This window comes from Cytobacillus firmus (assembly GCF_023657595.1).
Taxonomy (GTDB): Bacteria; Bacillota; Bacilli; order Bacillales; family Cytobacillaceae; genus Cytobacillus; species Cytobacillus firmus_B.
In genome coordinates this window covers 4,884,165-4,909,527 of record NZ_CP098323.1, presented here as the reverse complement: position 1 = coordinate 4,909,527, position 25,363 = coordinate 4,884,165, and the positions used below count along the sequence as shown (strand labels likewise).

The 25,363-nt window shown below is 45.8% G+C and carries 20 protein-coding genes; 7 read left to right on the top strand and 13 right to left on the bottom strand.

What is annotated here, in order from left to right; translation table 11 throughout:
- The first annotated feature begins 37 nt into the window (after window positions 1-37).
- The gene (aspA, locus tag NAF01_RS24525; protein WP_226618874.1) at window positions 38-1,468 is read left to right on the top strand and encodes an aspartate ammonia-lyase; all 1,431 of its coding nucleotides are present in this window, start codon (window positions 38-40) and stop codon (window positions 1,466-1,468) included.
- A gap of 50 nt (window positions 1,469-1,518) precedes the next feature.
- Here the strand turns inward: aspA and gnd are convergent, their stop codons facing one another.
- The 5 genes from gnd to NAF01_RS24500 form a co-directional block, all read right to left on the bottom strand.
- Window positions 1,519-2,925, bottom strand: a complete 1,407-nt coding sequence (gene gnd, locus NAF01_RS24520) for a decarboxylating NADP(+)-dependent phosphogluconate dehydrogenase (RefSeq protein WP_197217364.1) — start codon at window positions 2,923-2,925, stop codon at window positions 1,519-1,521.
- A 75-nt stretch (window positions 2,926-3,000) separates the two neighbouring features.
- Window positions 3,001-4,347 (bottom strand): GntP family permease, encoded by a 1,347-nt coding sequence (locus NAF01_RS24515; RefSeq protein ID WP_226618871.1) that lies wholly within the window; start codon window positions 4,345-4,347, stop codon window positions 3,001-3,003.
- Between the two features lie 12 nt (window positions 4,348-4,359).
- Entirely contained in the window at window positions 4,360-5,901 is a 1,542-nt protein-coding gene (gene gntK, locus NAF01_RS24510; RefSeq protein ID WP_226618869.1) for a gluconokinase, read from the bottom strand.
- Entirely contained in the window at window positions 5,894-6,625 is a 732-nt protein-coding gene (locus NAF01_RS24505; RefSeq protein ID WP_250801436.1) for a GntR family transcriptional regulator, read from the bottom strand. The genes gntK and NAF01_RS24505 overlap by 8 nt, the downstream gene beginning before the upstream one ends.
- A 1,898-nt stretch (window positions 6,626-8,523) precedes the next feature.
- Window positions 8,524-9,429, bottom strand: a complete 906-nt coding sequence (locus NAF01_RS24500) for a nuclease-related domain-containing protein (protein ID WP_197248976.1) — start codon at window positions 9,427-9,429, stop codon at window positions 8,524-8,526.
- A gap of 240 nt (window positions 9,430-9,669) precedes the next feature.
- Between NAF01_RS24500 and NAF01_RS24495 the strand changes: the two genes are divergently transcribed.
- The 4 genes from NAF01_RS24495 to NAF01_RS24480 all read left to right on the top strand — a co-directional run bounded on the left by NAF01_RS24495 (window position 9,670) and on the right by NAF01_RS24480 (window position 14,313).
- Window positions 9,670-10,617: a hypothetical protein gene (locus tag NAF01_RS24495; protein ID WP_226618860.1), complete on the top strand. Its 948-nt coding sequence runs from the start codon at window positions 9,670-9,672 to the stop codon at window positions 10,615-10,617.
- 244 nt (window positions 10,618-10,861) lie between these two features.
- On the top strand, window positions 10,862-12,373 hold the full coding sequence (locus NAF01_RS24490) for a malate:quinone oxidoreductase (RefSeq protein ID WP_048010262.1): 1,512 nt from the start codon (window positions 10,862-10,864) through the stop codon (window positions 12,371-12,373).
- Window positions 12,374-12,908: 535 nt separating this feature from the next.
- A complete protein-coding gene (locus NAF01_RS24485; RefSeq protein WP_250801435.1) occupies window positions 12,909-13,358 on the top strand; it encodes a helix-turn-helix domain-containing protein in 450 nt (149 codons plus the stop codon).
- 82 nt (window positions 13,359-13,440) lie between these two features.
- Window positions 13,441-14,313, top strand: coding sequence for an AraC family transcriptional regulator (locus NAF01_RS24480; protein WP_048010264.1), 873 nt, complete (start codon window positions 13,441-13,443; stop codon window positions 14,311-14,313).
- Window positions 14,314-14,347: 34 nt separating this feature from the next.
- On the opposite strand, the gene NAF01_RS24475 is transcribed toward NAF01_RS24480, so the two are convergent.
- The 6 genes from NAF01_RS24475 to NAF01_RS24450 form a co-directional block, all read right to left on the bottom strand.
- Window positions 14,348-14,485, bottom strand: coding sequence for a YvrJ family protein (locus NAF01_RS24475; protein ID WP_048010265.1), 138 nt, complete (start codon window positions 14,483-14,485; stop codon window positions 14,348-14,350).
- 65 nt (window positions 14,486-14,550) lie between these two features.
- A complete protein-coding gene (locus tag NAF01_RS24470) occupies window positions 14,551-14,769 on the bottom strand; it encodes a DUF2922 domain-containing protein (RefSeq protein WP_250801433.1) in 219 nt (72 codons plus the stop codon).
- A gap of 37 nt (window positions 14,770-14,806) precedes the next feature.
- Window positions 14,807-15,025 carry a DUF1659 domain-containing protein gene (locus NAF01_RS24465; RefSeq protein WP_048010267.1) on the bottom strand — a complete coding sequence of 73 codons (219 nt, stop codon included), beginning with the start codon at window positions 15,023-15,025 and terminating at the stop codon, window positions 14,807-14,809.
- A 22-nt stretch (window positions 15,026-15,047) separates the two neighbouring features.
- Window positions 15,048-15,905: a hypothetical protein gene (locus NAF01_RS24460; RefSeq protein WP_250801428.1), complete on the bottom strand. Its 858-nt coding sequence runs from the start codon at window positions 15,903-15,905 to the stop codon at window positions 15,048-15,050.
- 92 nt (window positions 15,906-15,997) lie between these two features.
- A complete protein-coding gene (locus NAF01_RS24455) occupies window positions 15,998-16,984 on the bottom strand; it encodes a DUF3231 family protein (protein ID WP_250801427.1) in 987 nt (328 codons plus the stop codon).
- A gap of 17 nt (window positions 16,985-17,001) precedes the next feature.
- Window positions 17,002-17,706, bottom strand: a complete 705-nt coding sequence (locus NAF01_RS24450; protein WP_048010272.1) for a DUF421 domain-containing protein — start codon at window positions 17,704-17,706, stop codon at window positions 17,002-17,004.
- Between the two features lie 162 nt (window positions 17,707-17,868).
- Here NAF01_RS24450 and NAF01_RS24445 point away from each other — a divergent pair, with 162 nt between their 5' ends.
- Window positions 17,869-18,018, top strand: a complete 150-nt coding sequence (locus NAF01_RS24445) for a hypothetical protein (RefSeq protein WP_250801425.1) — start codon at window positions 17,869-17,871, stop codon at window positions 18,016-18,018.
- A 1,035-nt stretch (window positions 18,019-19,053) separates the two neighbouring features.
- On the opposite strand, the gene NAF01_RS24440 is transcribed toward NAF01_RS24445, so the two are convergent.
- Entirely contained in the window at window positions 19,054-19,539 is a 486-nt protein-coding gene (locus NAF01_RS24440; RefSeq protein ID WP_197217396.1) for a hypothetical protein, read from the bottom strand.
- A gap of 183 nt (window positions 19,540-19,722) precedes the next feature.
- Here NAF01_RS24440 and NAF01_RS24435 point away from each other — a divergent pair, with 183 nt between their 5' ends.
- Window positions 19,723-21,417, top strand: a complete 1,695-nt coding sequence (locus NAF01_RS24435; RefSeq protein ID WP_250801423.1) for a methyl-accepting chemotaxis protein — start codon at window positions 19,723-19,725, stop codon at window positions 21,415-21,417.
- A gap of 129 nt (window positions 21,418-21,546) precedes the next feature.
- Here the strand turns inward: NAF01_RS24435 and NAF01_RS24430 are convergent, their stop codons facing one another.
- Complete coding sequence (locus NAF01_RS24430) at window positions 21,547-25,293, bottom strand: S8 family serine peptidase (RefSeq protein ID WP_250801422.1); 3,747 nt, start codon at window positions 25,291-25,293, stop codon at window positions 21,547-21,549.
- Between the last annotated feature and the right edge of the window lie 70 nt (window positions 25,294-25,363).

Sequence of the window (25,363 nt, the reverse complement as noted above, 5' to 3'; positions counted from 1 at the left end):
AAATATCAGAAAGGTTTATATAAAGGAGAAGACGAATATGCTAGCAGCAAAGAACAGCTACAGAATCGAAAAAGATTTTCTAGGCTCTAAGGAAGTTCCGGCGGATGCTTATTATGGCGTTCAGACGCTTCGTGCGGTTGAGAACTTTCCGATTACAGGCTACCGGATCCATCCGGAGTTAATCAAGGCAATGGCCATCGTAAAAAAAGCAGCGGCCATGGCGAATATGGAAGTTAAGCGCCTTTACTCAGGAATCGGAGACCCGATCGTACAGGCTGCGGATGAAATGATTGAAGGACTTTGGCATGATCAGGTGATTGTGGACCCAATCCAGGGCGGTGCCGGAACGTCCATTAATATGAATATTAATGAAATCCTTGCGAACCGTGCGATTGAAATCATGGGCCATGAAAAGGGCGATTATTCTCATTGCAGCCCTAATACCCATGTTAATATGTCGCAGTCGACGAATGATGCTTTTCCGACAGCTATGCACATCTCAGTGTTAAATCTGCTGGATCAATTAATCCTGACAATGGAAAATATGCACTCTGTTTTCCTTGAAAAATCAAAGGAATTCAGCCATGTGATTAAAATGGGACGGACTCATCTGCAGGATGCTGTTCCAATCAGGCTTGGCCAGGAATTTGAAGCCTACAGCCGCGTTATTGCACGCGACATCAAGCGCATTCAGCAATCCAAACAGCACTTATATGAATTGAACATGGGGGCAACAGCAGTCGGTACGGGGCTGAATGCCATCCCGAAATACATTGACTTAGTGGTGAAGCATATTGCCGACATCAGCGGCCTGCCATTTAAAGGGGCAGAACATCTTGTTGATGCCACTCAGAATACCGATTCTTATACAGAAGTCTCCGGAGCACTGAAAATCTGCATGATCAATATGTCCAAAATCGCAAATGACCTTCGTTTAATGGCGTCTGGTCCAAGAGCGGGTCTTGGCGAAATCTCACTGCCGGCAAGACAGCCGGGCTCATCCATTATGCCTGGTAAAGTAAACCCTGTTCTTCCGGAACTGATCAATCAGGTTGCCTTCCAGGTCATCGGGAACGACAACACCATCTCTCTTGCTTCAGAAGCGGGACAGCTGGAATTGAACGTCATGGAGCCAGTCCTGATCTTTAACCTTCTGCAATCGATCAGCATTATGAACAATGCGTTCAATACGTTTACAGAGCATTGTGTAAAAGGAATCGAAGCCAATGAAGAAAGAATGAAGGACTACGTTGAAAAGAGTGTCGGCATCATTACTGCCGTCAACCCTCACCTTGGCTATGAAGTCGTATCCAGAATCGCCAGAGAAGCGATTTTAACAGGCCGTTCCATCAGGGAACTGTGCCTGAAATATGATGTTCTGACAGAAGAAGAACTCGATTTAATCCTCGATCCATATGAAATGACGGATCCTGGCATTGCAGGCGCTGCACTGCTTGAAAGAGATTAAGGTAAACAAAAAACGCTTGTCCCCAATTGAGGGGCAAGCGTTTTTCTTATTTATTCATTCCAATTAGTATGGAAAGTTCCTTCCATATCTGTCCGCTCATACGTATGGGCACCGAAGTAATCACGCTGGGCCTGCAGCAGGCTGGCATTTGATCTTCCATTCCGGTAGCTGTCGTAATAGGAAAGAGAGGAGCTTAAGCATGGCAATGCGATGCCGGATTGAATGCCTTCGCAGACAATTTTGCGCAACCCCGTCTGGTAGTCTCTGATCCTTTCGGCAAAGTAAGGGGAGACAAGGAGGTTAGCCAGGTTTGGCTGCTCCTGGTAGGCTTCACTGATGACATTCAAAAATTCCGCGCGAATGATGCAGCCGTCGCGGAAAATCAGAGCGATATCCTTTAAAGGCAGATTCCAGTCATTTTGCTCGGATGACATTTTATATTGTGTAAATCCTTGTGCATAGGCACACACTTTCCCCATATATAAAGCCTGTCTGATGTATTCAATCCAGACGTCTTTTTCAAGGGTTATCTGATCCTTCTCAGGACCTGTTAAAAGGGTTTCTGCAGCCACACGCTCATCCTTCAAAGCAGAAATATAGCGTGCGAATAAAGATTCTGTAATGATTGAGGTTGGGATCCCATTATCGATCGCCTGGAGGCTGGTCCATTTTCCGGTTCCTTTTTGCCCGGCTTTATCAAGGATGACATCGATTTGCGGCAGCCCTGTGCGCTCGTCTTTTTTCCTTAAAATAGCTGCTGTGATCTCAATTAAATAGCTCTTCAGCTCGCCTTGATTCCATGTTTCAAAGATATCTGCAATTTCCTCAACAGATAATCCCAGCTTTTCTCTTAAGAATATATAGGCCTCAGCAATCAGCTGCATATCTGCATACTCGATGCCGTTATGTACCATTTTGACAAAGTGGCCTGCTCCTTTAGGTCCGATGTAGACACAGCAAGGCATCCCGTCAACCTTTGCAGCGATCTTCGTAAGAATCGGAGCCGCTTTTTCATAGACGTCCTGATCTCCTCCAGGCATGATGGAAGGCCCTGTTAATGCTCCCACTTCACCGCCTGAAATGCCGATACCCAGATAGCCGATTCCTTTTGCTTTCAGATCATCATATCTTTTTTCCGTATCTTTGAAATGGGAGTTGCCCCCGTCCATGATAACGTCGCCCTCTTCAAGGAAGGGGATTAAGCTTGCGATAACAGAATCAATAGCTTTCCCGGCAGTCACCATTAAAAAGATCTTTCTTGGTGTTTCTAGAGACTGGACAAAATCCTCTACTTCGAAATAAGGGCTTATGGCTTGCCCTTCCAGCTTTTGTACCAGCTGATCAGTCAAATCCCTGGTGTAATTATATACAGCTACCTTCTCGCCATTATTGGCCATATTTAAAGCGATATTGCTCCCCATTACTCCGAGACCAATAACACCAATTGTATTTTGCATAGTTCCTGCTCCTTCATTCAGATTAATAGGCAATGAAACCCTCTTATGAAGTAGGGTTTCATTGCCTTAAAGTGTTTATACAAATAAGCTTAACAATAAAATAAATCCTAATCCAGCCACAGATATTATTGTTTCAAGCAATGTCCATGTTGCAAACGTTTCCTTCATGCTCAAACCGAAATATTCTTTGAACATCCAGAAGCCGGCATCATTGACGTGAGAAGCGATTAAGCTTCCCGCACCTGTTGCAAGCACTACTAGGGCAAGATTCACATCCGTTTGGCCCAGCAGCGGAATGACTAAACCTGCTGTCGTTAATGCGGCCACTGTGGCAGATCCTAATGAAATCCTGAGGATTGCCGCGATAATCCATGCCAATAAAATCGGAGACAGGCTTGTCCCTTTGAAAAGCTCGGCCACATAGTCACCGACACCGCCATCAATTAATACCTGTTTGAAGGCGCCGCCTCCACCGATAATCAAAAGCATCATCCCGATATGGGTGATGGCCGTTGTGCAGGAATCCATCACATTTTTGATTGGAATTTTCCTTGCCAATCCCATGGTATAGATGGCAACCAATAAGGAGATCAGCATCGAAGTGCCCGCATCTCCAATAAAGCGGATGGCAGCAAGCAGGCTATTATCTTCAAATCCCATTGTTTTTTGAAGCAATGTAATAATCGTTGCGATTGACATTAAAATAACAGGAAGCAAAGCCGTAAATACACTGATTCCAAAAGCTGGTGTGTCTTCAAGCTTAAAGGTTTTCTGCTCTCCCAGAGAAGCGATGTTTCCGCTTTTTGTGAATGAATCCGGAACGAGCTTTTTAGCGATTTTCGTAAAAACCGGTCCAGCTAAAATAACGGTTGGAATCGCAATAATGAAACCATAAAGCAATACTTCCCCAATGTTTGCACCGTATTCACCCGCAATAACTGTTGGACCCGGGTGAGGCGGCAGGAATCCATGTGTGACAGATAAAGCCGCTGTCATCGGGATACCAAGATACAAAATAGAAATCTTTAATTCTCTTGAAATAGCAAATACGATCGGAATTAATAGAACAAGTCCCACTTCAAAGAATAAGGCAACACCGATAATGAAGGATGCAGCCACTACTGCCCACTGAATATTCTTTTCGCCGAATTTATTGACAAGAGTCATGGCAATTCGCTGGGCGCCGCCAGAGTCGGCGATCAGCTTGCCCAGCATGGCGCCAAGTCCGAAGATGAGTGCCAGGTGGCCAAGTGTTCCGCCTAATCCGGCTTCGATGGTTTTGACAATTTGGTCGAGCGGCATTCCGAGTGCCAGCGCAACACCAAATGAAACGATAATCAATGAAATAAAGGTATTTAATTTTAAGCCCATTATCAGAATTAATAAGGCAACGATTCCAATTGCAACTATTAACAGCGGCATTGTCATTTCCCCCTAGTCATGTTGAATTAATTTTCTTTGATAGTTTGCGATCGAAGTATATTCATCTTCCAGCGCTCTTGATAATTGGATGAAGATTGGCAGCAATTGTCTGTATTCTCTTGCAGCCTCTTCCTTAGGTATATGCTTGTACGTATCGCCCACCATGCCCGAAACGGCATCAAAGGAGTCGATTTTTCCTGTGGCATACAATCCTAAAATACAGGCGCCGAGACAGGAGCTTTCATAGCTTTCCGGTATGACGACTTCCGATTCAAAAATATCGGACATCATTTGCCGCCAAACCTCAGATCTGGCGAAGCCTCCTGTTGCCTGAATCCGGGTTACCGGGCCGTCCATGCATTCCACTAATGCCAGGTATACGGTGTACAGATTATAAATGACTCCTTCAAGCGCTGCCCGGATCATATGCTCCTTCTTATGGGACATCGTTAATCCGAAGAAAGATCCGCGCACATCCGGGTTCCATAAAGGAGCGCGTTCACCTGCGAGATATGGATGGAACAGCAGGCCATCAGCGCCTGGTCTGACACGTTCAGCGATTTTTGTTAAAACCTCGTAAGGATCAATGCCTAATCTCTTGGCTGTTTCGATTTCGGATGAGGCAAATTCATCCCGGATCCAGCGGAGGACCATTCCTCCATTGTTCACCGGTCCGCCAATCACCCAATGATTTTCTGTTAAGGCATAACAGAAAATTCTCCCTTTTTCATCGGTCTGAGGCTTATCAATAATGGTCCGTATTGCACCGCTTGTCCCGATGGTGATGGCGATCTCGCCTTTTCTGATCGCATTCACACCCAGGTTCGAAAGCACTCCATCACTTGCGCCGATCACAAAAGGTGTCTTCGGATCGATGCCCATTTGTTTGGCTAAAATAGGATGGCAGTTTTGGAACATCTTTGTCGTAGGAACGAGATTGGACAGCTGAGAGCGGTTGATGCCCGCAATCGCTAATGCCTCTTCATCCCAGTCCAATGTCTTGAGATTCATCATGCCCATGCAGGAAGCAAGTGAATAATCGACAGCATATTCATCAAAAAGCTTTTTGAAAATATATTCTTTAATTCCGATATATTTTTTTGTCCTGCCGGCGATCTCCGGACGCTCCTTCACAAGCCAGGTGATCTTGCTTAAGGGGGACATCGGATGGATCGGTGTTCCGGTCCGTTTATAGACCTCATGACCATTCCAGTCTTTTTTAATTTTGCGTGCCCATGCTTCGCTGCGGTTATCGGCCCAGGTAATAACGGGTGTAAGCGGCAGGTCATTCTCGTCCATCGCAATCACACTGTGCATCGCACTGCTGAAGGACACAAAGGACAGCTCTTTATCATGATGGTTTTTCATAATATTCGCTATGGCTTGAACGACAGCAGAGAAAATCTCATCAGGATCCTGTTCTGCTGTGGAGATATCAGGTGTGTACAGCGGATATCCGATGTTCTCCTGCTGAATTACATCTCCTTTTTCACTGAATAACACGGCTTTTGTACTGGTGGTTCCAATATCAATCCCTAACATATAGCTAGTCATCTTGTTGTTTAACCCCTTTTGACAGCATTTGCTGTGACCTCCATAAATCGTCCACTTTCCCTTGAACATCATCAAAATTTTCGTGCAGCGACTGAATCATGAGGTCTCTGTCTTTTGTTTTAATGGCATCAATATATAGTTCATGATTTTTTACAATCCGATCAAGGTCTTCATAATTTTCCTTAAAGCGCACGCGCATGGATAAAAGAATGAATCCTTCCATCACGGGCTTTAAATTATTCCAGATCAGCTGGATATAAGAATGGCCAATAGATCCGATGATAATTTCGTGGAACATAAGATCCTGATACGCAAACTCATCAGCATCCCGATACTTGACAGCCACCTTCATCATTTCCAGCACCTTGCTGAGCTCCATGGCCAATTCATTTGTGTCCATGCTGATAAGACGTTCAAACACGAATGTCTCAATCATGAGACGGACATCGTAAATTTCTTCTATTTCTTTTTCGGTTAACCCGGCAACAACCGCACCCGTTCTTTCCAGGCGGATAATATTTTCAGATGCCAGTGTCCGTAAGGCTTCACGAATCGGTGAACGGCTCACGGAAAAATCAGCGGCCAATTTATTTTCAGAAAGCGTGGTACCGCTTTCAATCAAACCGGCAATAATGCGCATCCTAAGCTCATACGCGACACGGTCGCCAGAGGAAGCCTTAGACAGCCATTTTTGCGGATATAGAAATTCATCAGAATCCTTCATGACATCACCTTTGTAAAATGACATTTTGAGTATACGTGTATACTTGTATACAAGTATTATAATCCAATTAAAATAAAATGCAAACGCTTTAATTCTTATTTGATTGGATTTATTGTTTAAATTTGGGTTTGATTGCGGGTGTGTGGTGGAGCTGGGGGTGGGTGCACTTTGATGAAGGGGCAACTTCGGACACAGAAAGGTAAAATCGAGGATCCAGAGTCAGAACCTGGCTCAACTTCGGACACAGAAAGGTAAAATCGAGGATCTAGAGTCAGAACCCGGCCCAACTTCGGACACAAAAAGGAGAAATCCAGTATCCAGAGTCAGAACCCGGCCCAACTTCGGACACAAAAAGGAGAAATCCAGTATCCAGAGTCAGAACCCGGCCCAACTTCGGACACAGAGAGTAGAAATCGGGGATCTAGAGTCAGAACCTAGGCCAACTTCGGACACAGAAAGGCAAGATCGAGGATCCAGAGTCAGAACCCGGCCCAACTTCGGACACAGAGAGTAGAAATCCGGGACCCAGAGTCAGAACCTAGGCCAACTTCGGACACAGAAAGGTAAAATCGAGGATCCAGAGTCAGAACCTAGGCCAACTTCGGACACAAAAAGGTAGAATCGAGGATCTAGAGTCAGAACCTGGCCCAACTTCGGACACAGAAAGGTAGAATCGAGGATCTAGAGTCAGAACCCGGCCCAACTTCGGACACAGAAACGTAAAATCCGGGACCCAGAGTCAGAACCTAGGCCAACTTCGGACACAAAAAGGTAGAATCGAGGATCTAGAGTCAGAACCTGGCCCAACTTCGGACACAGAGAGTAGAAATCGGTGATCTAGAGTCAGAAACTAGGCCAACTTCGGACACAGAAAGGCAGAATCGAGGATCTAGAGTCAGAACCTGGCCCAACTTCGGACACAGAAAGGTAAAATCGAGAACCCAGAGTCAGAACCCGGCCCAACTTCGGACACAGAAAGGTAAAATCGAGGATCCAGAGTCAGAACCTGGCCCAACTTCGGACACAAAGACTGGAAATCGGGGATCTAGAGTCAGAACCCGGCCCAACTTCGGACACAGAGAGTAGAAATCCGGGATCTAGAGTCAGAACCTAGGCCCAACTTCGGACACAGAAGGTAAAATCGAGGACCCAGAGTCAGAATCCGGCCCAACTTCGGACACAGAGAGTAGAAATCGGGGATCTGGAGTCAGAACCTGGCCCAACTTCGGACACAGAAAGGTAAAATCGAGGATCCAGAGTCAGAACCTAGGCCAACTTCGGACACAAAAAGGTAGAATCGAGGATCTAGAGTCAGAATCCGGCCCAACTTCGGACACAAAAAGGAGAAATCCAGTATCCAGAGTTAGAACCTGGCCCAACTTCGGACACAGAGAGTAGAAATCCGGGACCCAGAGTCAGAACCCGGCCCAACTTCGGACACAGAGAGTAGAAATCGGGGATCTAGAGTCAGAACCCGGCCCAACTTCGGACACAGAGAGTAGAAATCGGGGATCTAGAGTCAGAACCTAGGCCAACTTCGGACACAGAAAGGCAAGATCGAGGATCCAGAGTCAGAACCCGGCCCAACTTCGGACACAGAGAGTAGAAATCCGGGACCCAGAGTCAGAACCTAGGCCAACTTCGGACACAGAAAGGTAAAATCGAGGATCCAGAGTCAGAACCTAGGCCAACTTCGGACACAAAAAGGTAGAATCGAGGATCTAGAGTCAGAACCTAGGCCCAACTTCGGACACAGAAGGTAAAATCGAGGACCCAGAGTCAGAATCCGGCCCAACTTCGGACACAGAGAGTAGAAATCGGGGATCTGGAGTCAGAACCCGGGTACACCACCGGACATAAGAACCCGAACCAGTCCCACCTCCTCCCATCAACAGCACTCACTCATAATAGGTATTACTGGTGCTGCCGCGCGCTGTAAAGTATTTCTTTAATACCCTGGAGTAAGTTCGTTTGCTTATATTGGCATTACACCATTCATATATACTTTGGGACGTCAGCTTTCGCTCGGGAAAGAGAAGTTTGAACTCTTTTATATTGCGCAAAATACCCTGATCCATTTTTTCATGCCCACCGCATTTTTCGCATACCAGATTCCTGTATACAGGACTGAGAAGAGAATGACAGTTCAGGCAATACATCCCTTTTTTCAGCTGGTCAAAGTGATAGTCAGGCAAAATGGTATAAGGATTTTTGGTTTGATGGAGTGACAGTAATTGCTGGGCCAGTTTTCTGTGACCCTCATTCAGTTTGGACGGGGTATGATTCAAGTCTTTCAGGAATCGGTTTATTTGGGTTGGCAGGAAAATGGGCTGGTCCATGGGGGCTTGGTATAAGGTGAATTCAGGGTTGATAAAAATAACGGAGGCTTCAACGGGAATGGTTTGCTTGAGGATTTGAAGCAGCTGGCGGAATAGGGCGGCACTTCTCTTTAATTGGTATACAGGATTCTTATATTCCCGGCCGGTATTTGCGGCATATAGCTTGTCAGATTCCAAGTGCCAGTCTCCCTGGAAATTTTTTATTTCTATTAGATGAATCGTTCTTTCTGAAATGATCAAGGTATCAATTTGAAAATAGGAGTTGTTCACTTCCAGTAACAAATCATGAATCACCAGCCTTTCTTCGGTCAGTTTTTCTGTCAGAAGGTCAAATTTCACCTCTCCTTCATAGCCTTTTTCAAGGTTTGCCCAATGCTGCTTTTCTTTTTCGGTTAGCTCCATTCGGGTGTTCAAATATCTCATAGACCATAATTCATCCGACGGAAATCTTCTTTTTAATAACATTTTCCACTTCCTTTCTTTACCTCTAAATCTATTTTAAGATAAATCCCAAAAATTACAAATGATATTCCAAGGCTTTCTTCCCATTTGCCGATTTCCATGAAGCAGGAAACATAAAGATCAAATAAAGGAATACAATTCCAATGTTACTGGAAAAATGGGAGGGGTTCATTTGGATAAGATTCTTTTAAAAAGAAATCCAGATATAAATATCAACATCATCCTGGTAGACGGAGTAAGAGTATGGCAATAAAGACAGCCGAACGATTGATGAAAATGCGCAGAATCTGTGGTTATGGCGCTGCGATAGCGGTGACTCCTTATTTGCTGATCAAAATCGCCTGGACGTTTGGCTTCTTTCTTCCGACTGAGCAAATGGGCGAAGCCAGCTGGCGGGGGATTAATGCAGCTACAGCGGTTATCGCTGCGGTCGGCATCCTGCTGGCAATGGCGTTCTGCAGGCCTTGGGGTGAACGGCTGCCCGCCTGGCTGGTGGCCCTGCCCGTGTGGCTGGGTACCGGTCTTCTAGTTCCCCTGCTGCTGCTGGCGCCTGTCCTTGGCCCGGCGGCCATGGCTCAGGATCAGGAGGCAGGTGCCGCCGGCTTCTGGATTTACGAGCAAATCTTCGTTATGGTCTCTCTTGTCGGAGTCGGGATTTGCCTTCCACTGGCTTTGGCAGGATATGCCAAGGAGCGGTGGCCTGAGGCGCTTGGCGGTCCGATCGACTGCGGGGAAGTGCCGGGACACACTCGGCAGCTGCAGACCGCATTGGGGAGGATCACTGCGGCAGGCTGCATGATTCTCGGTGCCATAAAGATATTTTGGGCGGCAGGCGGAACCCTTGGCATCAACCCGGATATGCTGGAATCCCGTGATTTGTGGTGGCACCTTCTGAGCTTGAGTACCGGCGGGTGGGCCTTAGTCGGTTCTTGGGGACTCCTCGTGCTGATCACCCGCCGCGGGTCGCGAAGGTTTCTGCCTCCCATGGCATCTGCATGGATTTCGTCTGGCATGCTGTTTTCATATAATTTATTTTCTATTATTCGCCCGGATTTTCAATCCAGTCCGGAGTACCCGCTAGCACGAGTACTGACCACGGAGATGGGTATTATACTGGGCGTCATGATGGGGATGATTATTCTACTGGTTCTGCATGACCGCAGGCAGGCAATGATTAGAAAGGAGTCTTAGGGAGAACATAGTTGTGCTGGGGTTTTCGCATCCCAAAACCCCGCCCTCTTTCTAATTTGTCTAAAATAGTATATAATTATCAGATAATGCTAGCTATATTACCTTATCAATCATTATAATAGAATAGAATGTGTATTTTGTGTGACGGAAAAGGCGCGTCCTTGGGTGATGTCTTTCTAGTGGTGATGCCTGAGCAAAGCGCCTGCAGTTTTTGGCAAATTTCTGGGATAAGGAAGGGTTTAAAATGAGCAGCGTACAGAACAAAACAGACGTTATCTTAATTGGTGCCGGAATCATGAGCGCGACTTTGGGGTCTTTACTGAAAGAGTTAGCACCTGAATGGGAAATCAAAGTGTTTGAGAAGCTCGCCAGCGCAGGAGAAGAAAGCTCTAACGAATGGAATAATGCAGGGACGGGACATGCTGCATTGTGCGAGCTTAACTATACATCTGAAAAATCCGATGGATCAATAGATATCACTAAAGCAATTAATGTAAATGAACAATTTCAGCTTTCCAGACAGTTTTGGTCTTATCTTGTAGAAAACAGCCTGATTACCAATCCGCAGGACTTTATTATGCCAATCCCTCATATGAGCTTTGTTCAGGGGGAAAAGAATGTTTCGTTTTTGAAAAAACGTTTGGAAGCGCTGTCAGCTAATCCGCTTTTTCAGGGCATGGAATTTTCCGATGATCCTGAGAAACTGAAGGAATGGATTCCAGTGATGATGGAAGGCCGTACATCGGATGAGCCGATTGCAGCCACAAAAATCGACTCTGGGACGGATGTCAATTTCGGTGCATTAACGCGCATGCTGTTTGACCATTTAAAGAGCAAAAATGTCGATGTCCATTATAAGCACAGCGTTGAGGATTTGAAGCGTGCCGGCGATGGATCATGGAATGTAAAAGTGCGGAATATGGAAAGCGGCACAATCGAAAACCATCAGGCAAAGTTCGTCTTTATCGGCGGTGGCGGCGGAAGCCTGCATCTGCTGCAGAAGACGGGCATCCCTGAGTCGAAGCATATTGGCGGATTCCCGGTAAGCGGACTGTTCCTGGTCTGCAACGATCCGGAAATCGTCGAGAAGCACCATGCAAAGGTGTACGGAAAAGCCAAAGTGGGTGCTCCTCCAATGTCCGTGCCGCATCTGGATACAAGATTCATTGATAACAAGAAATCCCTGCTGTTCGGCCCGTTTGCCGGATTTTCACCGAAATTCCTTAAAACAGGCTCCAATATGGACCTGATCAAGTCTGTTAAACCGAACAATGTCATTACCATGCTGGCTGCAGGTGCAAAGGAAATGGCGCTGACAAAATATCTGATTCAGCAGGTTATGCTGTCCCATGAACAGCGCGTTGAAGAACTGCGTGAGTTCATTCCAAACGCAAAGAGCGAAGACTGGAGTGTCGTAGTGGCCGGCCAGCGTGTGCAGGTCATCAAGGATACACCTGCCGGAAAAGGAACCCTGCAATTCGGTACAGAAGTAGTCAGTGCGTCTGACGGCTCGGTTGCTGCCCTGCTCGGAGCTTCACCGGGTGCTTCAACAGCCGTTAATGTCATGCTTGAAGTATTGCAGAAGTGCTTCCCTGAGCAAATGGACGAATGGCATTTTAAAATTAAGAAAATGATTCCGTCCTACGGTATGTCACTATCTGAAAACCCTAAGCTGTTCCGTGAGATTCACGAATCTACAGCGCAGGTGCTTGGTCTCAGCGAAAAGGAAAAACAGCAGGAGCTTGCTTATAACTGATTATTATAGGAACCCTCTGGCCGAATTCGGTTTGAGGGTTCTTTTTTTAGGATAAAAAAGCATCATTTTAACTTCGATAACAGTCTAGCTCCAGCGCCTTCCCCGTCGAGGTCACAAGCCAATCCTATGAATAGGCTTTTAAAAGCGATGCTGTCAGTCAGCCTTTTAAAAGCTGCGGTGAGGATGTTTCACATGAAACAACAGAAGTAGAAGCGGGTGCCGGAACAGAAGCAACCAATATTGAAAAGGAAGTTAGCGCATAAGCTCTGACCAGGGAGTTTCTCAAACCGCAGCTGCAGCTGATTCTCTTCTTTTTCGTTACGAGTGTCATCCATAGTAGAGAGTACAATAAACCGGATAGTGGGAAGCTTTTTGAAAGCGTACCAGCCTCAATGGCTGGGTTTTTTGCTGTAAAAGCACGTGTATGGCCCCTGCAACCCCTGCGTGCACCATCCTGCAACCATTCCTATCTTTACTTTTGATCCAAAAAATTACCATAATGAGATGATCGATTTAGAGAAAGGTGATTGTGATTATGATTTTTGCCGAAAAGCTTAAGAAGGAGAGGAAAGTGAAAGGATGGTCACAGGAGGAACTGGCTGAAAAGCTGTATGTGAGCCGCCAGTCTGTTTCTAAATGGGAGAATGGCCAGAATTATCCCAGCATTGAAATCATTATTAAACTGAGTGATCTGTTTGGGGTTACAATTGATGAATTATTAAGGAGTGACGGGGAATTGACAGAAAAGGTAATAAAGGACAGCAGACAATTAGCTTATCCAAGATTGAAAGTATTTTTTGATTGTTTATTTCTGATAGGATCCGCTATGCTAATCATTAAACTAAGCATTTTAGGACTTAATCATTTTACTGAACTAGAGATCCCTCTTCGTGGATCGTTTTTCTGGAATTTCGGTCCTTTATTCTTAATGCTGGGCGGTGCAATTTTCTCTGACACATTAAAAAAGAAATATAAAAGTGAGTAACGAACCCTGCATTCTTGTGCATGGATTGTCGGGTTCATACCAGCAGCTCCTGCTATTCTTTAGATACAAGGAGGTCATCAATATGGATTTGCTGCAAAATATGAATCGGGCGATGAATTATATCGAAGAGCATTTAGCGGAAGAGGTTGATTTCAAAGAAGCGGCTAAGCTTTCTTATTGCTCGGAGTACCATTTTAAACGAATGTTTTCCTTTCTGGCCGGAGTATCGCTTTCCGAGTACATCCGCAGAAGACGGCTGACTTTGGCTGCCTTTGATCTGAAGGACCAGAGTGCTAAGGTCATTGAGGTAGCCATGAAATATGGGTACAGCTCGCCTGATTCGTTTACCAGAGCGTTCCAGCAGCTTCATGGCATCACTCCATCAGAAGCAAGAAGCCATGGCCACGCCCTTAAGGCTTATCCGCCGATGACCTTCCATCTATCTATTAAGGGAGGAACTGAAATGAACTATCGCATTGAAGAAAAAGAGGCGTTTCGAATTGTGGGCTTAAAGAAGCGGGTGCCGATTATTTTTAACGGAGTGAATCCGGAGATTGCCGCCATGTGGAAGAGCCTGAATGAAGAAAAGATTATGAAGCTCAAGAGTTTATCTGACACAGAGCCATTCGGCCTGATCAGTGCATCAGCCAATTTTTCTGAAGGAAGAATGGAAGAAAAGGGTGAGCTTGACCATTATATCGGGGCTGCCACTACAAAGGAATGCCCTGCGGGGATGGCATCACTTGAAATTCCGGCCACATCATGGGCAGTATTTGAAGCAGTTGGGCCGTTTCCGGAGACGCTTCAGAATGTATGGGGACGTATTTACTCAGAATGGTTCCCATCCTCTTCCTATCAGCAGATTGAAGGGCCGGAAATTCTCTGGAATGAAAGCAAAGATACGGCTTCACCGGCATTCCGCAGTGAAATCTGGATTCCGGTTGCAAAAAAATAGGACTCCTTAGCCTTAGCTAGTGGAGTCCCGCTTATTATTCCCTCAGGCGATCCGGCAATCCCTGGATTGAGGACACAACGACATCCAGTTTGGCTTCGATCCGGTTCAGCAGGAAAAGCGTGACCACAATCGGGAAGCCGAGTTCGCTGATCAGGGTGACCATCTGTTCCATCATGTATGCTCCTTTCTATTCATCTATAAAAGAGGCCGGGTTCCAAAGAATCCGGCCTCTTATCCTTACATTAATTCATAATCTGTGACATTGCGCTCTACTAATCTGGCGCCTTTAGCAGCAACAAGGTCACTGCCATTGCCGTCAAATGCGTTGGCCGCGATGATCTGTTCCATCACTGCCTTCACAGCTGCCGGATCAATTGGCTCCTTCGGGCTGTCGACCGATAGCTTGGTTTCCTTGCCCAATTCTGTTTCAAATGTCATCTCAAGTGATTTAGCCATGTTTTTCACCTCCTGTTTTTTTTATCTTTCTCAGACATTAGCCTAAGATATCGAAGCTGTCGTTTCTGTTCAGCTCAGTCAGCGGGTAGCTTGATAATCCAGCGATTGCCTGTCCCACAGTGAAAAGCTGGTCCGCTGTAGCGGATTGCTTCACGCCGCTGTAGGTTTTTGATTTGTAAACCGGTTTTCCCTGCCCGTTAAGGCCTGTTTCAAAAACCAGGCGAAGCTTTGAATCAATGATGATTGCCTGTGCCATCTCGAACACCTCCTTTCACCTTCTATATATACTTTGGAGGGGGAAAAGGACAGGGTAAATTTTCAAAGGCATCAATTTTTTTATAAAAGAAATTTAGTGAGAAGTCATTTTCTTCTGCCGGAAACCCCATTTCATGCAATTCTTCAAAGTATTTTTCTTCGAATTTCTTATTCAGAATTCCATAGAAATAAGCGACGGGCTTAGCAATGACACTGGTTTTCATTTTCCTGATCAGCTGTTTAAAGGAATGGATGGCTGTTTCTTGAATAGTGTTCAACTCACAATTATTTTTATAGGCTGCAATGACAGCCATTCTCCAAAACTCCTCTATATGCTTGGCTTCCGGAAAAAAGTATTTTGCTGTGCTGCTAAATGATTGTGGTACACGGTCACTAGTAAAAGTGTGATCAAGGATGGTTTCGTTACGTTTAGTTATCTTTTGATTTTTATTAGTTTTAGAAAGATTGATAGTTTTATTAGGGGGGTCCATTATTTCCTGCTTAGGTGGTTCACTCTTGGGAAAACGATTAAAAACATATAAGTTGCTGGACTGGGAACCGTTTTTTCTCTCTGTTTCATGCACGGAAAAAATACCGAGGTTTGCGGCCTTGGCAATCATTCTTTTAAAAGTAGAGCGGGAAATCCCATTGCCGTTATATTCTTCGTGGATGGCTTTTAACACCGTCCCGATTTTGGTATTGGATACTCCCGGGACTTTCGCAGCAAAACGAACCAGCCTCTTTAAACCAGCCATTTCACCCTTTGAAAACTTGTCTTTATGCACCGCAAGCCACATTTCCAAATGGGCATTAAACTCCTGAAGATCTTTAAACTGAGAAAACTGTTCAAACTGGTCCACACTGCCTGATTTCAAATTCATTAAACTGCACCACCCTTTCACCTTCTATATATGGATGAAGGGGTCAGAAGGATAGGGTGGTTTTGGGAGAGATGTGACAGAAATGTGGAAATCTATCTCCCCGCAGCCTGCGGCGGCTGTTCAAGCCATTTTTGCTTTATGGCAATCATCAGGCCTTTTCCGTAATAAAGGGACATATTTTTGCTGATGCCAAGCAGTTTCATGATGATATCTGATCTTAGGCTGGAGGTCATGGCCTGGCTGATCATGGTGAAGCAGAAGATTCCGATACAGGTGTTCACAAAGAACAGCATCATTTTCTCTGAAAAAGGAGGAATATCCACGTCAAAGTTGGTAAACTCTTTAGCAGAGGAAACCGGAATATTTTCCTTGTCCATTACTTCCTGAAGGGATCGCAGCACGTCCTCGATCAAAGCCCTTCCTTTGCTGAAATGATCCCTCATTTCCTTTCTTTGTGAAATATGACTGAAGCTCGCAAAGATCTTTTTCGAGAATTGTGCCCTATGAATTAATCTTGATAGATTCGCAATTTCAGGGGCATTAAGCGCACGGGATCCGCCCTTAAACCCATTAAGGTATTGAATGCTCCGGGCAAAATCAATCCGGTCATCAAGCTTGATTTTGGGCGGTTTTGGGTAAATGCCCTTGGATAACATCAAATCCACAATTTCATTTTGAATCTTTAACGTGAACTTAAGTGTGATCTCAAAATAATCCCGGATATCTTTACGGGTGCTTTCACCCAGGGCGCTTGGATATGTATTCAATGAAAGCTGGGTAATATCATGGCAAAAAAATAAAATAAAATGGTCGGAGAATACTTTTCCGGCATTTATATTTATATCCTCATCCGTGAAACCGATGGGCACAGACATGCTCTCTTTATGAAAAAAATCCTGAAGCTGCTTTAGGTTTTTCCCGGACTGATGCAGCAGCCTGCCAACAATCTTTCTGACTTTGCGATCCTGTGCTGTTTGTAAAAAATAGGTAAAAAACTGCATCTCCATGCTGTTTTTTAAATAAGATGACCAAATATTCGAGACTTCAGAGACCGTCAGCTCTTTAGAACGCACTGCCATCACTCCTTTTAGTCAAATTAGTGATATAAAAATACCTTCATGGTTCCTTTGCTGTCCATGGTAGCTAACAAAACATTATTAATTTCTGTCTGATAGAAACGTTCTAAATGGGCGATTAGCCATCTTTCGTCCTTTTGTATGGTTTGCAGCACTTTTTTATCCACTTTGCCTTCCTTAATAATGGTTCTTGGCATATCGAATGGTTCTGCATCTCTTTGCAGGAAAGCAGGTGTAATAGGTTCATATTTAGGATCCAAAAAGAAGGAAATGCTTCCGTTTGCTTCCCATAGAGCAAGCGCCACCTTTTTTACATCTTCTACTTTTTTCTCGCGTAATTCCTCCAGAAGCACATCAATGGAAATCCTTGCTTTATTTAAGCCCTTATAGATGATTTCTCCATTCTGTACGAGGGGTATGGGCTTGCTGTTTACCATCCTTCTAACCGCTGGCCATTTCAGGATGCTGAATAAACTGATCAGGTAAAGAACGACAAGTACAATGGTTGTAACAATTGAACCCTTTAGTCCCAGCTCCTCGTCTGATAAGGGATGGGCAATAATATTGCCAATCACTAAAGCCATTACTAAATCCAGGAGTCTTAATTGGGAAATGGCACGCTGCCCCAGCACTTTGGCGACAATGACTAAGAAGAAATAAGCGATGACAGCCCTAAGTCCCCACTCCATAGCAGAAAGTGAGTGCTGACTCTGTAAAAAATCCATCTTTGGCACATCCTTTTATCTGCGTAAAAAGTAAAGTGCAGCTTTATACAAGTGTTTTCCTATCCAGCTGCAAATATTCAAAAGGAAGGAAGCTTTGTAAATGATTAACAGTACATATATGATTTGTCTTTTTGAAACACTAAGCGAAAGGAGGTTATCTATATGAAAAAATTCTTATTAATGCTTTTTCTATCTCTATCCTTCGTAACGGTAACGGGCTGCGGAAACGATGAAAAGCCTGAGGAAGACGAACAGGTTGAAGATGTGGAAGAAGAGGATGAAATAGGCGACGGCGAAGTGGATGATGAGTAATTAAGCTGGTTGGGTTTGGGAAGAGGGTGCTTGGGATCTGAACCCGGGGCAGGTTCAGACACAAAAGACGGGAAAGCGCGAGTCAGAGTCCGAACCCGGGTCAACTTCGGACACAAAAGGCAGGAAAGCGCCAGTTAAAGTCCGAACCTGGTGCAACTTCGGACACAAAAGACGGGAAAGTGCCAGTTAGAGTCCGAACCTGGTGCAACTTCGGACACAAAAGACGGGAAAGCGCCAGTTAGAGTCCGAACCTGGGACAACTTCGGACACAAAAAGCAGTGGAGCGCGAGTCAGAGTCCGAACCTGGGACAACTTCGGACACAAAAAGCAGTGGAGCGCCAGCTAGAGTCCGAACCTGGGTCAACTTCGGACACAAAAAGTAGTGGAGCGCCAGTTAGAGTCCAAACCTGGGTAAACTTCGGACACAAAAAGCAGTGGAGCGCGAGTCAGAGTCCGAACCTGGGACAACTTCGGACACAAAAAGCAGTGGAGCGCCATCTAGAGTCCGAACCCGGGTCAACTTCGGACACAAAAAGCAGTGGAGCGCGAGTCAGAGTCCGAACCCGGGTCAACTTCGGACACAAAAAGTAGTGGAGCGCCATCTAGAGTCCAAACCTGGGACAACTTCGGACACAAAAAGCAGTGGAGCGCCAGCTAGAGTCCGAACCTGGGACAACTTCGGACACAAAAAGCAGTGGAGCGCCATCTAGAGTCCGAACCCGGGTCAACTTCGGACACAAAAAGCAGTGGAGCGTCATCTAGAGTCCGAACCCGGGTCAACTTCGGACACAAAAGGCAGGAAAGCGCTAGCTAGAGTCCGAACCTGGGTCAACTTCGGACACAAAAGGCAGGAAAGCGCCATCTAGAGTCCGAACCTGGGTCAACTTCGGACACAAAAAGCAGGAAAGCGCGAGTTAGAGTCTGAACCTGGGTCAACTTCAGACACAAAACACAGAAAACCGCCAGTCAGAGTCAGAACCCGCCCTTGTCCAAAACCAGCCAAAGCCCCAATCACTTAACAGATTGGGGCTATTTCTATGCGGATGGTAAACACAACACAACAATCTTATACGGCGTAGTCTGGGCAGGTATGCTTTTCGTTGACGGACCATAGGTCACAACCAGGTCCCTGTTGGCGGGGCTGCCGGTAAAGGCCTGCCCATTGGTCAGCACCATCCGGGTATACGGTGAGATGTTTAATTGCAGCTGTCCATCGCTGCTGATTAGCTGGCTATTAAAGAAGTCCGTTTTCACATTTTGTTGAGAAGTATGTTTTACCATCACCAGCGCCCGGTATTGAGGAGGATATATCAGCGGAACAGGAGCATTGCCGTCATAATATCCAGTAATGATGTCCCCTGTAGACAGCATGGTCTGGTCTAAAACATAAGTGGAAGGGGATACGATGAAATTAACCGTTCCTCCCATTCCGTTATCAGCAGAAATCATCTTAAGGCAGCCTTCGGCGTTAAAATCAGAGATTTGCACGATAGTACCCGTGAAATATTGAAAATTGGTCATCTTCTTCCTCCGTTCTTTAAAATAAAGCCTCGGATGTAACCAATATATTAAAACAGCCTACTTTACGTTCCTTTGTAAATTTACAAAACATTACTTTTTATCCAATCTTTACATTGGCTTTACATTCGGTCTGTATAATTTCTTTATAGGTCCTTAGTATGATATTTTGGGGGTTTTGAAGAAATGAAGAAGCAGCTGGACAACTTTGCGGCAGCCTGCAGCCATAGGCTGAACCTGGGCAAAAGATTATTGGTATTGTTTTTTACCTTGCTGCTGCTATCGATATCGGCAGTCGGAGTTAGTTCCTATCTTAAAACAAAGGACATGGCAATCAAAACAATTGAGGATAGATTGGCAAGAGAAGCAGAACTAATGGGATACATAGCGGAAAACTTAAAGTTTGTGTATGTCAGTGATGATGCATACTTTAAGCAGCAGCTCGAGGCCAGTGTCCGTGCTCAGCAGAAAAAGCTGCACTCGGATGGGATAGATTCCGATTTTTTCTATCTTGCAGATAATAGGTTGAAGCCTTTTAAGGTCAGCAGCAAAAAGGATGCCGCTTTTTCAAGAGATGTGATCAATAAGATCAGCGCAATGAAAAATGGCGTCTTACATATTGAGATGAACGGGACAGATTATACAGCAGCCTTTCAGGAGATGAAGGAAATCAGCGGCGTCTATGTAGTTCTCATCCCGGCAAAGGCGTATATGTCTGATGTGCATGCGATCGGTTATTTTATGATTGCAGCGATTGTGGTCAGTTTATTGTCTGCTTCAGCCATTATCAGCCTTTTTGTCAGAAAAATAACGAAGCCTTTAAACCTTTTAAGAAACACCATGCGGGAGGTCCGGGAAGGAAACCTGCAAAATCCGCTTGAAATTCATACAGAAATTCCTGAAATTGCTTCTCTGCAGAAAAGTTATAACAGCATGATCGAACAAATGAGGAGCCTGCTGCGGGAGCTGACCGGCTCAACGAGGGAGCTGGAGAGTACGGGCAATGAGCTGAAAGGGTCTTCCTTCGGTGCTCTTGAAAGTGGGCAGCAGCTGGAATCAGCCATTCACCTTGTGAAGTTGGGGGCAGAGCAAACAGCAGCCAGTTCTGAAAAAAGTGCGGCCAGTTTCAAAGAAATGAAAGATAGGTTTGAAGATATGTTTCTGCATATGCAGAGTGTCCACCGCAGCTCGGAGGTTATGAATGATTCTGCCTTGCGCGGAGGGAACAGCATCACTGATTTAATCGCTGCCATCCATTCCTTTGGGTCAAAGTTTGAAAAATTGACCCTGACAATAAAAGAGGTTAAAGACCATTCCTTATCGATTACAAATCTTGTCGGAATGGTAAAAGGGATTGCTGAACAAACAAGGCTGTTATCCTTAAATGCTTCCATTGAGGCTGCCCGTGCAGGAGAGGCAGGGAAAGGCTTTGCCGTGGTTGCAGGAGAAGTCCGGAAACTGGCAGAGCAATCTGCAGGTGCTGCAGAAAATATCACTCAGGGAATAAGAAGTATGGAGAATATAACTCTCAGAGCTTCAGAGGAATTTGACCGGCTCCACACGGAGATCAAAGGCAATCTTGAGATGGCAGGACAATCCAAACTATCATTGAACGAGCTGATGAATGAGATTTCTAATGTAAGCGGCAAACTCCAAACCATGCAAACGGAGCTGAAAGGCCTGGAAGAAACGCTGCCGCAGCTTGAACAGGGTGCTGAACAGTTCTCCTCTGTTTCACAGGAAACATTGGCCAGTGCAGAAGAAATGCTTGCTGCCAGCGTCATTCAAACAGGACAAATGGAGAAAACGGATAAAATTGGGGTGAAACTCAATACTCTGGCAAGATCGTTGTCTGAAATGACAAGTCATTATAGGACATAGGAATTACGAAAAGCATAAGGAGAGACTCGCTGATCCTCCAAAGCTGCGCTGGCTGGCTGTGAAAGTCAATTAAAAAAGTGAACCAGGCATTAACTGCCTGGTTCACACAAGAGCTTCATTAATTCCTCATTATTTTAATCCATAAGCCTTGATAATCTCCTGAGTTACACGATTGCCTGCATCATCCCATGCACTGGCACGCAGGGAGACAGAGGCTCCCTTCTTATTTGGATGCTTGATTTCGGCAGACCAGCCGTTTCCTTTAGCTGCTAATTTTGCCGCTTCCCATGTCTTTCCTTCATCAAAGGACACTTCAAGGCTGGCTCCTTTTATTTTTCCATTTTCAGGAGCATCGGCTATTTGAACAGCTGATAAATCAAGCTTAATCTTCTTACCGGCCGTGGAGTTGCCGGCCATGTCCGTATCCACTTTATAATCAAGAGAAATCAGCGGAAGTGCAGTCTGATATTCTCCCTGCTGCTGGGACCAGAATGTCCACTCTGTATGTGTACGGACTGATGTATTCCAGCGTTCTGCATCGCGGGCTGCATCACTTACAAGTTTGTACTGGGTTTTCTCTGCCGGAAATTCATTAAATAGGTAGAGAGCCTGGCCCTTTCCTTCTCTAACCAGTGTATCCCCCTGATATAGCTTTAATGTCTGATCACCAGGGTAATTCATGTCGGCGCCTGTATGGCCAGCTCCTGAGTCAGCCCAGGCAGGAACATTTAATATCAGATTATTGCCTGAACGATATGGAGCCCAAAAGCCAGCACCAAAACGAGGGCGGACTACTGGTGAAAACCACTCTTCATTCAGCGTTTGACCTGGTTTGTATTCCACTTTTGGCTGTCTTACTTCCCACTGGGCATCAAGAACACCAGCCTGATGGTACCAGGATGTGCCTTTTTGCGCTGATACCCACTCTGTTCTGGCGGATGGGAGTGACAGTCTTTGCAGGAAGCCAACACCGGCAAAGCTGTGCTCGAGGATATCGTAGCGGAACTCGGCACCCGGTGCAGGGCGATCTGATTTATATTCAGAGTTGATTTTGACAAGGTCTTGCGTTTTTGGCGAATAGTTCACTTTTTGAGGAACTGCGTGATGATGCATATCCACCAGGTCATATAAGTAGTCCGAATCAGGAGTACCCTCGACGTTTAAGGTCAATCCGCCGGCCTTGGCCGCTTCGATCAGTTCCTGTCCTTCATTTCCGCTGACTCCGGCCACAGAAAGAGGGCTATCGGAAAGTGAAAAATCTTCATTTTCTACTCCTGTCCATTCACTAAGCTCCTGCGGTCTGTCATTAACAGTAATTAATAGCTTTGCTCCTGCTGCCAGAGCTGCTGCAGCACGTTCTGATCCTGTTAATTCATCACTGCGCAGGACAATGGCGGCTTTGCCTTTAACATCAAGTTTTTCATAATCCTCCGGTGATCCATTTCCAGCATAGACAGCTTCCAGATTGTACTTCCCGTTCATAAGAGTGCTGCCAGCCTGCGGAATATCATCTAATTCTTTGCCCTTGAAACCAATGGTCAATAGTGGTTCTGCCAGGCGCCAGCGCGTAGCTTGCGTGAATTCACCAGTGTCTACTTTCTCAGTAGGGGCAGCGTACATTTTATCTGCCACTGCCGGCATGATGTAAATGTCATTCACCTGGTTTCCATCAATGCTGCGGTAGTATTCCATTTTTCGATAATGAGCTTCTGTCTTTTTTGGAACATCCACTGTAATTTCATTAGCCTCTCGCGCATCCAGCATAACGGTCTGCGGTCCATCCAAATGAATTTCCGGGTCACCGACAAGCGCTACTCCAGCATGATCTGTATCTGTATCAACATCCATCATCGACATAACCGAGTACGTTCCTTCCGGCAGCCGCAGCTCCTTCGTGCCATCCACTGACATAAACTGCGGTTCGCCAGTTGGTCCCAAAAGGTAGAAGTAGGCAGTGGCGGCTTCCCCATCCCGGTCGATTGCCTTAATGGTCAGCGGGTATCTTTCATCTTCTTTGATCATGCCCAGTGAAGTATGGACAATGCTCTCTCCCTCTGATGAAGCGCTAATGTGCCCCTGATATCGGGTGCCAAAATCACCGATATTTGGGTCAAGTGTAACGGTGACATCCTTACTTCCTTTTGCTGGAACAGTCACTTTTTCAGCTGATAGCTTTACCATTCCAGAAGGTGCAGCGGTGTCATTGGCATCTTTGACAGACACTGACAGATCCAATGTTACATCCTGATCAGCATCATTGGTATACGTAATGGTCTTTTCAGCCGGACCATCATTCTCATGAGGCCAGTCATAGAAGCCAAAGTCCAGAGACCCCGTTGCCCTTATATGGCCAAGTGCGGCCACAGCATCCAGACGGCCTGTACCGCCTTCAAAAGGCTTAATGTGTTCAAGCTTTTTGGTCGTGCTCATCAGAGCTTCCTTAAGCTGTTCCCCGGTCCAGTCCGGGTGGCGCTGAGCGAGAAGGGCTGCAGCGCCAGCAACATGAGGTGTGGCCATTGAGGTGCCATTCATGCTCATGTATGAGCCGCTTCCCTGGTTCGTATATTGAGAACGCGCTGCCAGGATTCCAACTCCGGGAGCAGTAAGATCAGGCTTTAATCCTGAGCTTCCAAAGCTGGGCCCTTTAGACGAGAACCAGGCAAGATTGTCGGACTTGTCCACTGCGCCAACAGTTAGAGCGTCCTCAGCAGCTCCTGGTGATCCGATTCCTTCACTGCCAGTGTTCCCGGCAGCAATAACAAACAGGGACCCTGTTTCTTTACTGAGATTGTTAACAGCTTGAGCCATTGGGTCTGTTCCATCGCTTGGTTCAGAACTGCCCAGGCTCATATTGACGACTTTTGCATTTTCAGCAGCCCATTCCATTCCGTCGATAATCCATGAATCCTGGCCAAAGCCTTCATCACTAAGTACTTTTCCTACAAGGAGACGTGCGCCAGGTGCCACACCCTTATTCCGTCCTTCTGATGCTTCCCCGGTACCAAGTACTGTGGAAGCCACATGTGTTCCGTGTGCATGTCTGTCGGTTACTTCCTCTCCTGGCACAAAGCTTACTGCCTCATCCAACTGACCTGAAATGTCCGGATGCCCAGAATCAATCCCGGTATCCAGAACAGCCACCTTTACACCAGTTCCGTCATAGCCGGATTCCCAGGCTGCAGGGGCTCCAATCTGCGGGACACTCTGTTCAAGAGATGCTTCGACACGGCCATCCAGCCAGATTTTTTCAATGCCTGGAGCCAGTGCAGCCTTCGTTTTTTTAGCAGTCATGCTGGTGATTTCTGACCAAAATTCCTTTGTTTCTTTCTTATCAGCGGAGACTGCAACACTATCTATACTTTCAAGTACATGGGTTTTCTTTGAGCCTTTTGGGGCTTTAATAGCAGCAGCTGAACGGCCCTTGGACTCGGAATATTGAATGATGACAGGCAATTCCTTCTGATTCTCGTCATCATAGCCATCTTTGATTAAAGCTGTGATATTGAACAAATCCTGATCCAAAAATCCGGAAGCCAGGTAAGGCATAGCCTTGTCTGGAATGACATACGTTTCCTTGTTGGCAGTTAAAATGCGTGCACCACTGGCGGAAGGGTCAGCTGGTTCAACATGAATAATATTCTTTCCATCTGCGAATTCAGTTACAGTTACGACATCACCTGTAATAAGAGTGATGACATGCTTGCCTTTACTTGCTTTGGCATTCATCCCTTGCAGATCAGCTATGGACGCTTTGCCATCAGCCCCTTTCAGGATGCCTTTCCCGGAATCATCCGCCGAAGCCTGCAGGGGCGGAACAGCCAGCATAGCCGCAGCCATGGCAGCGGTTAAATACTTTTTAAACCTGAAATCTCCCATTCGTGTCCATTCTCCTCTTCCAAAGTATGTTGGTGGATTCATAGATTGTAAGACTTTCTATTAAAAAGTA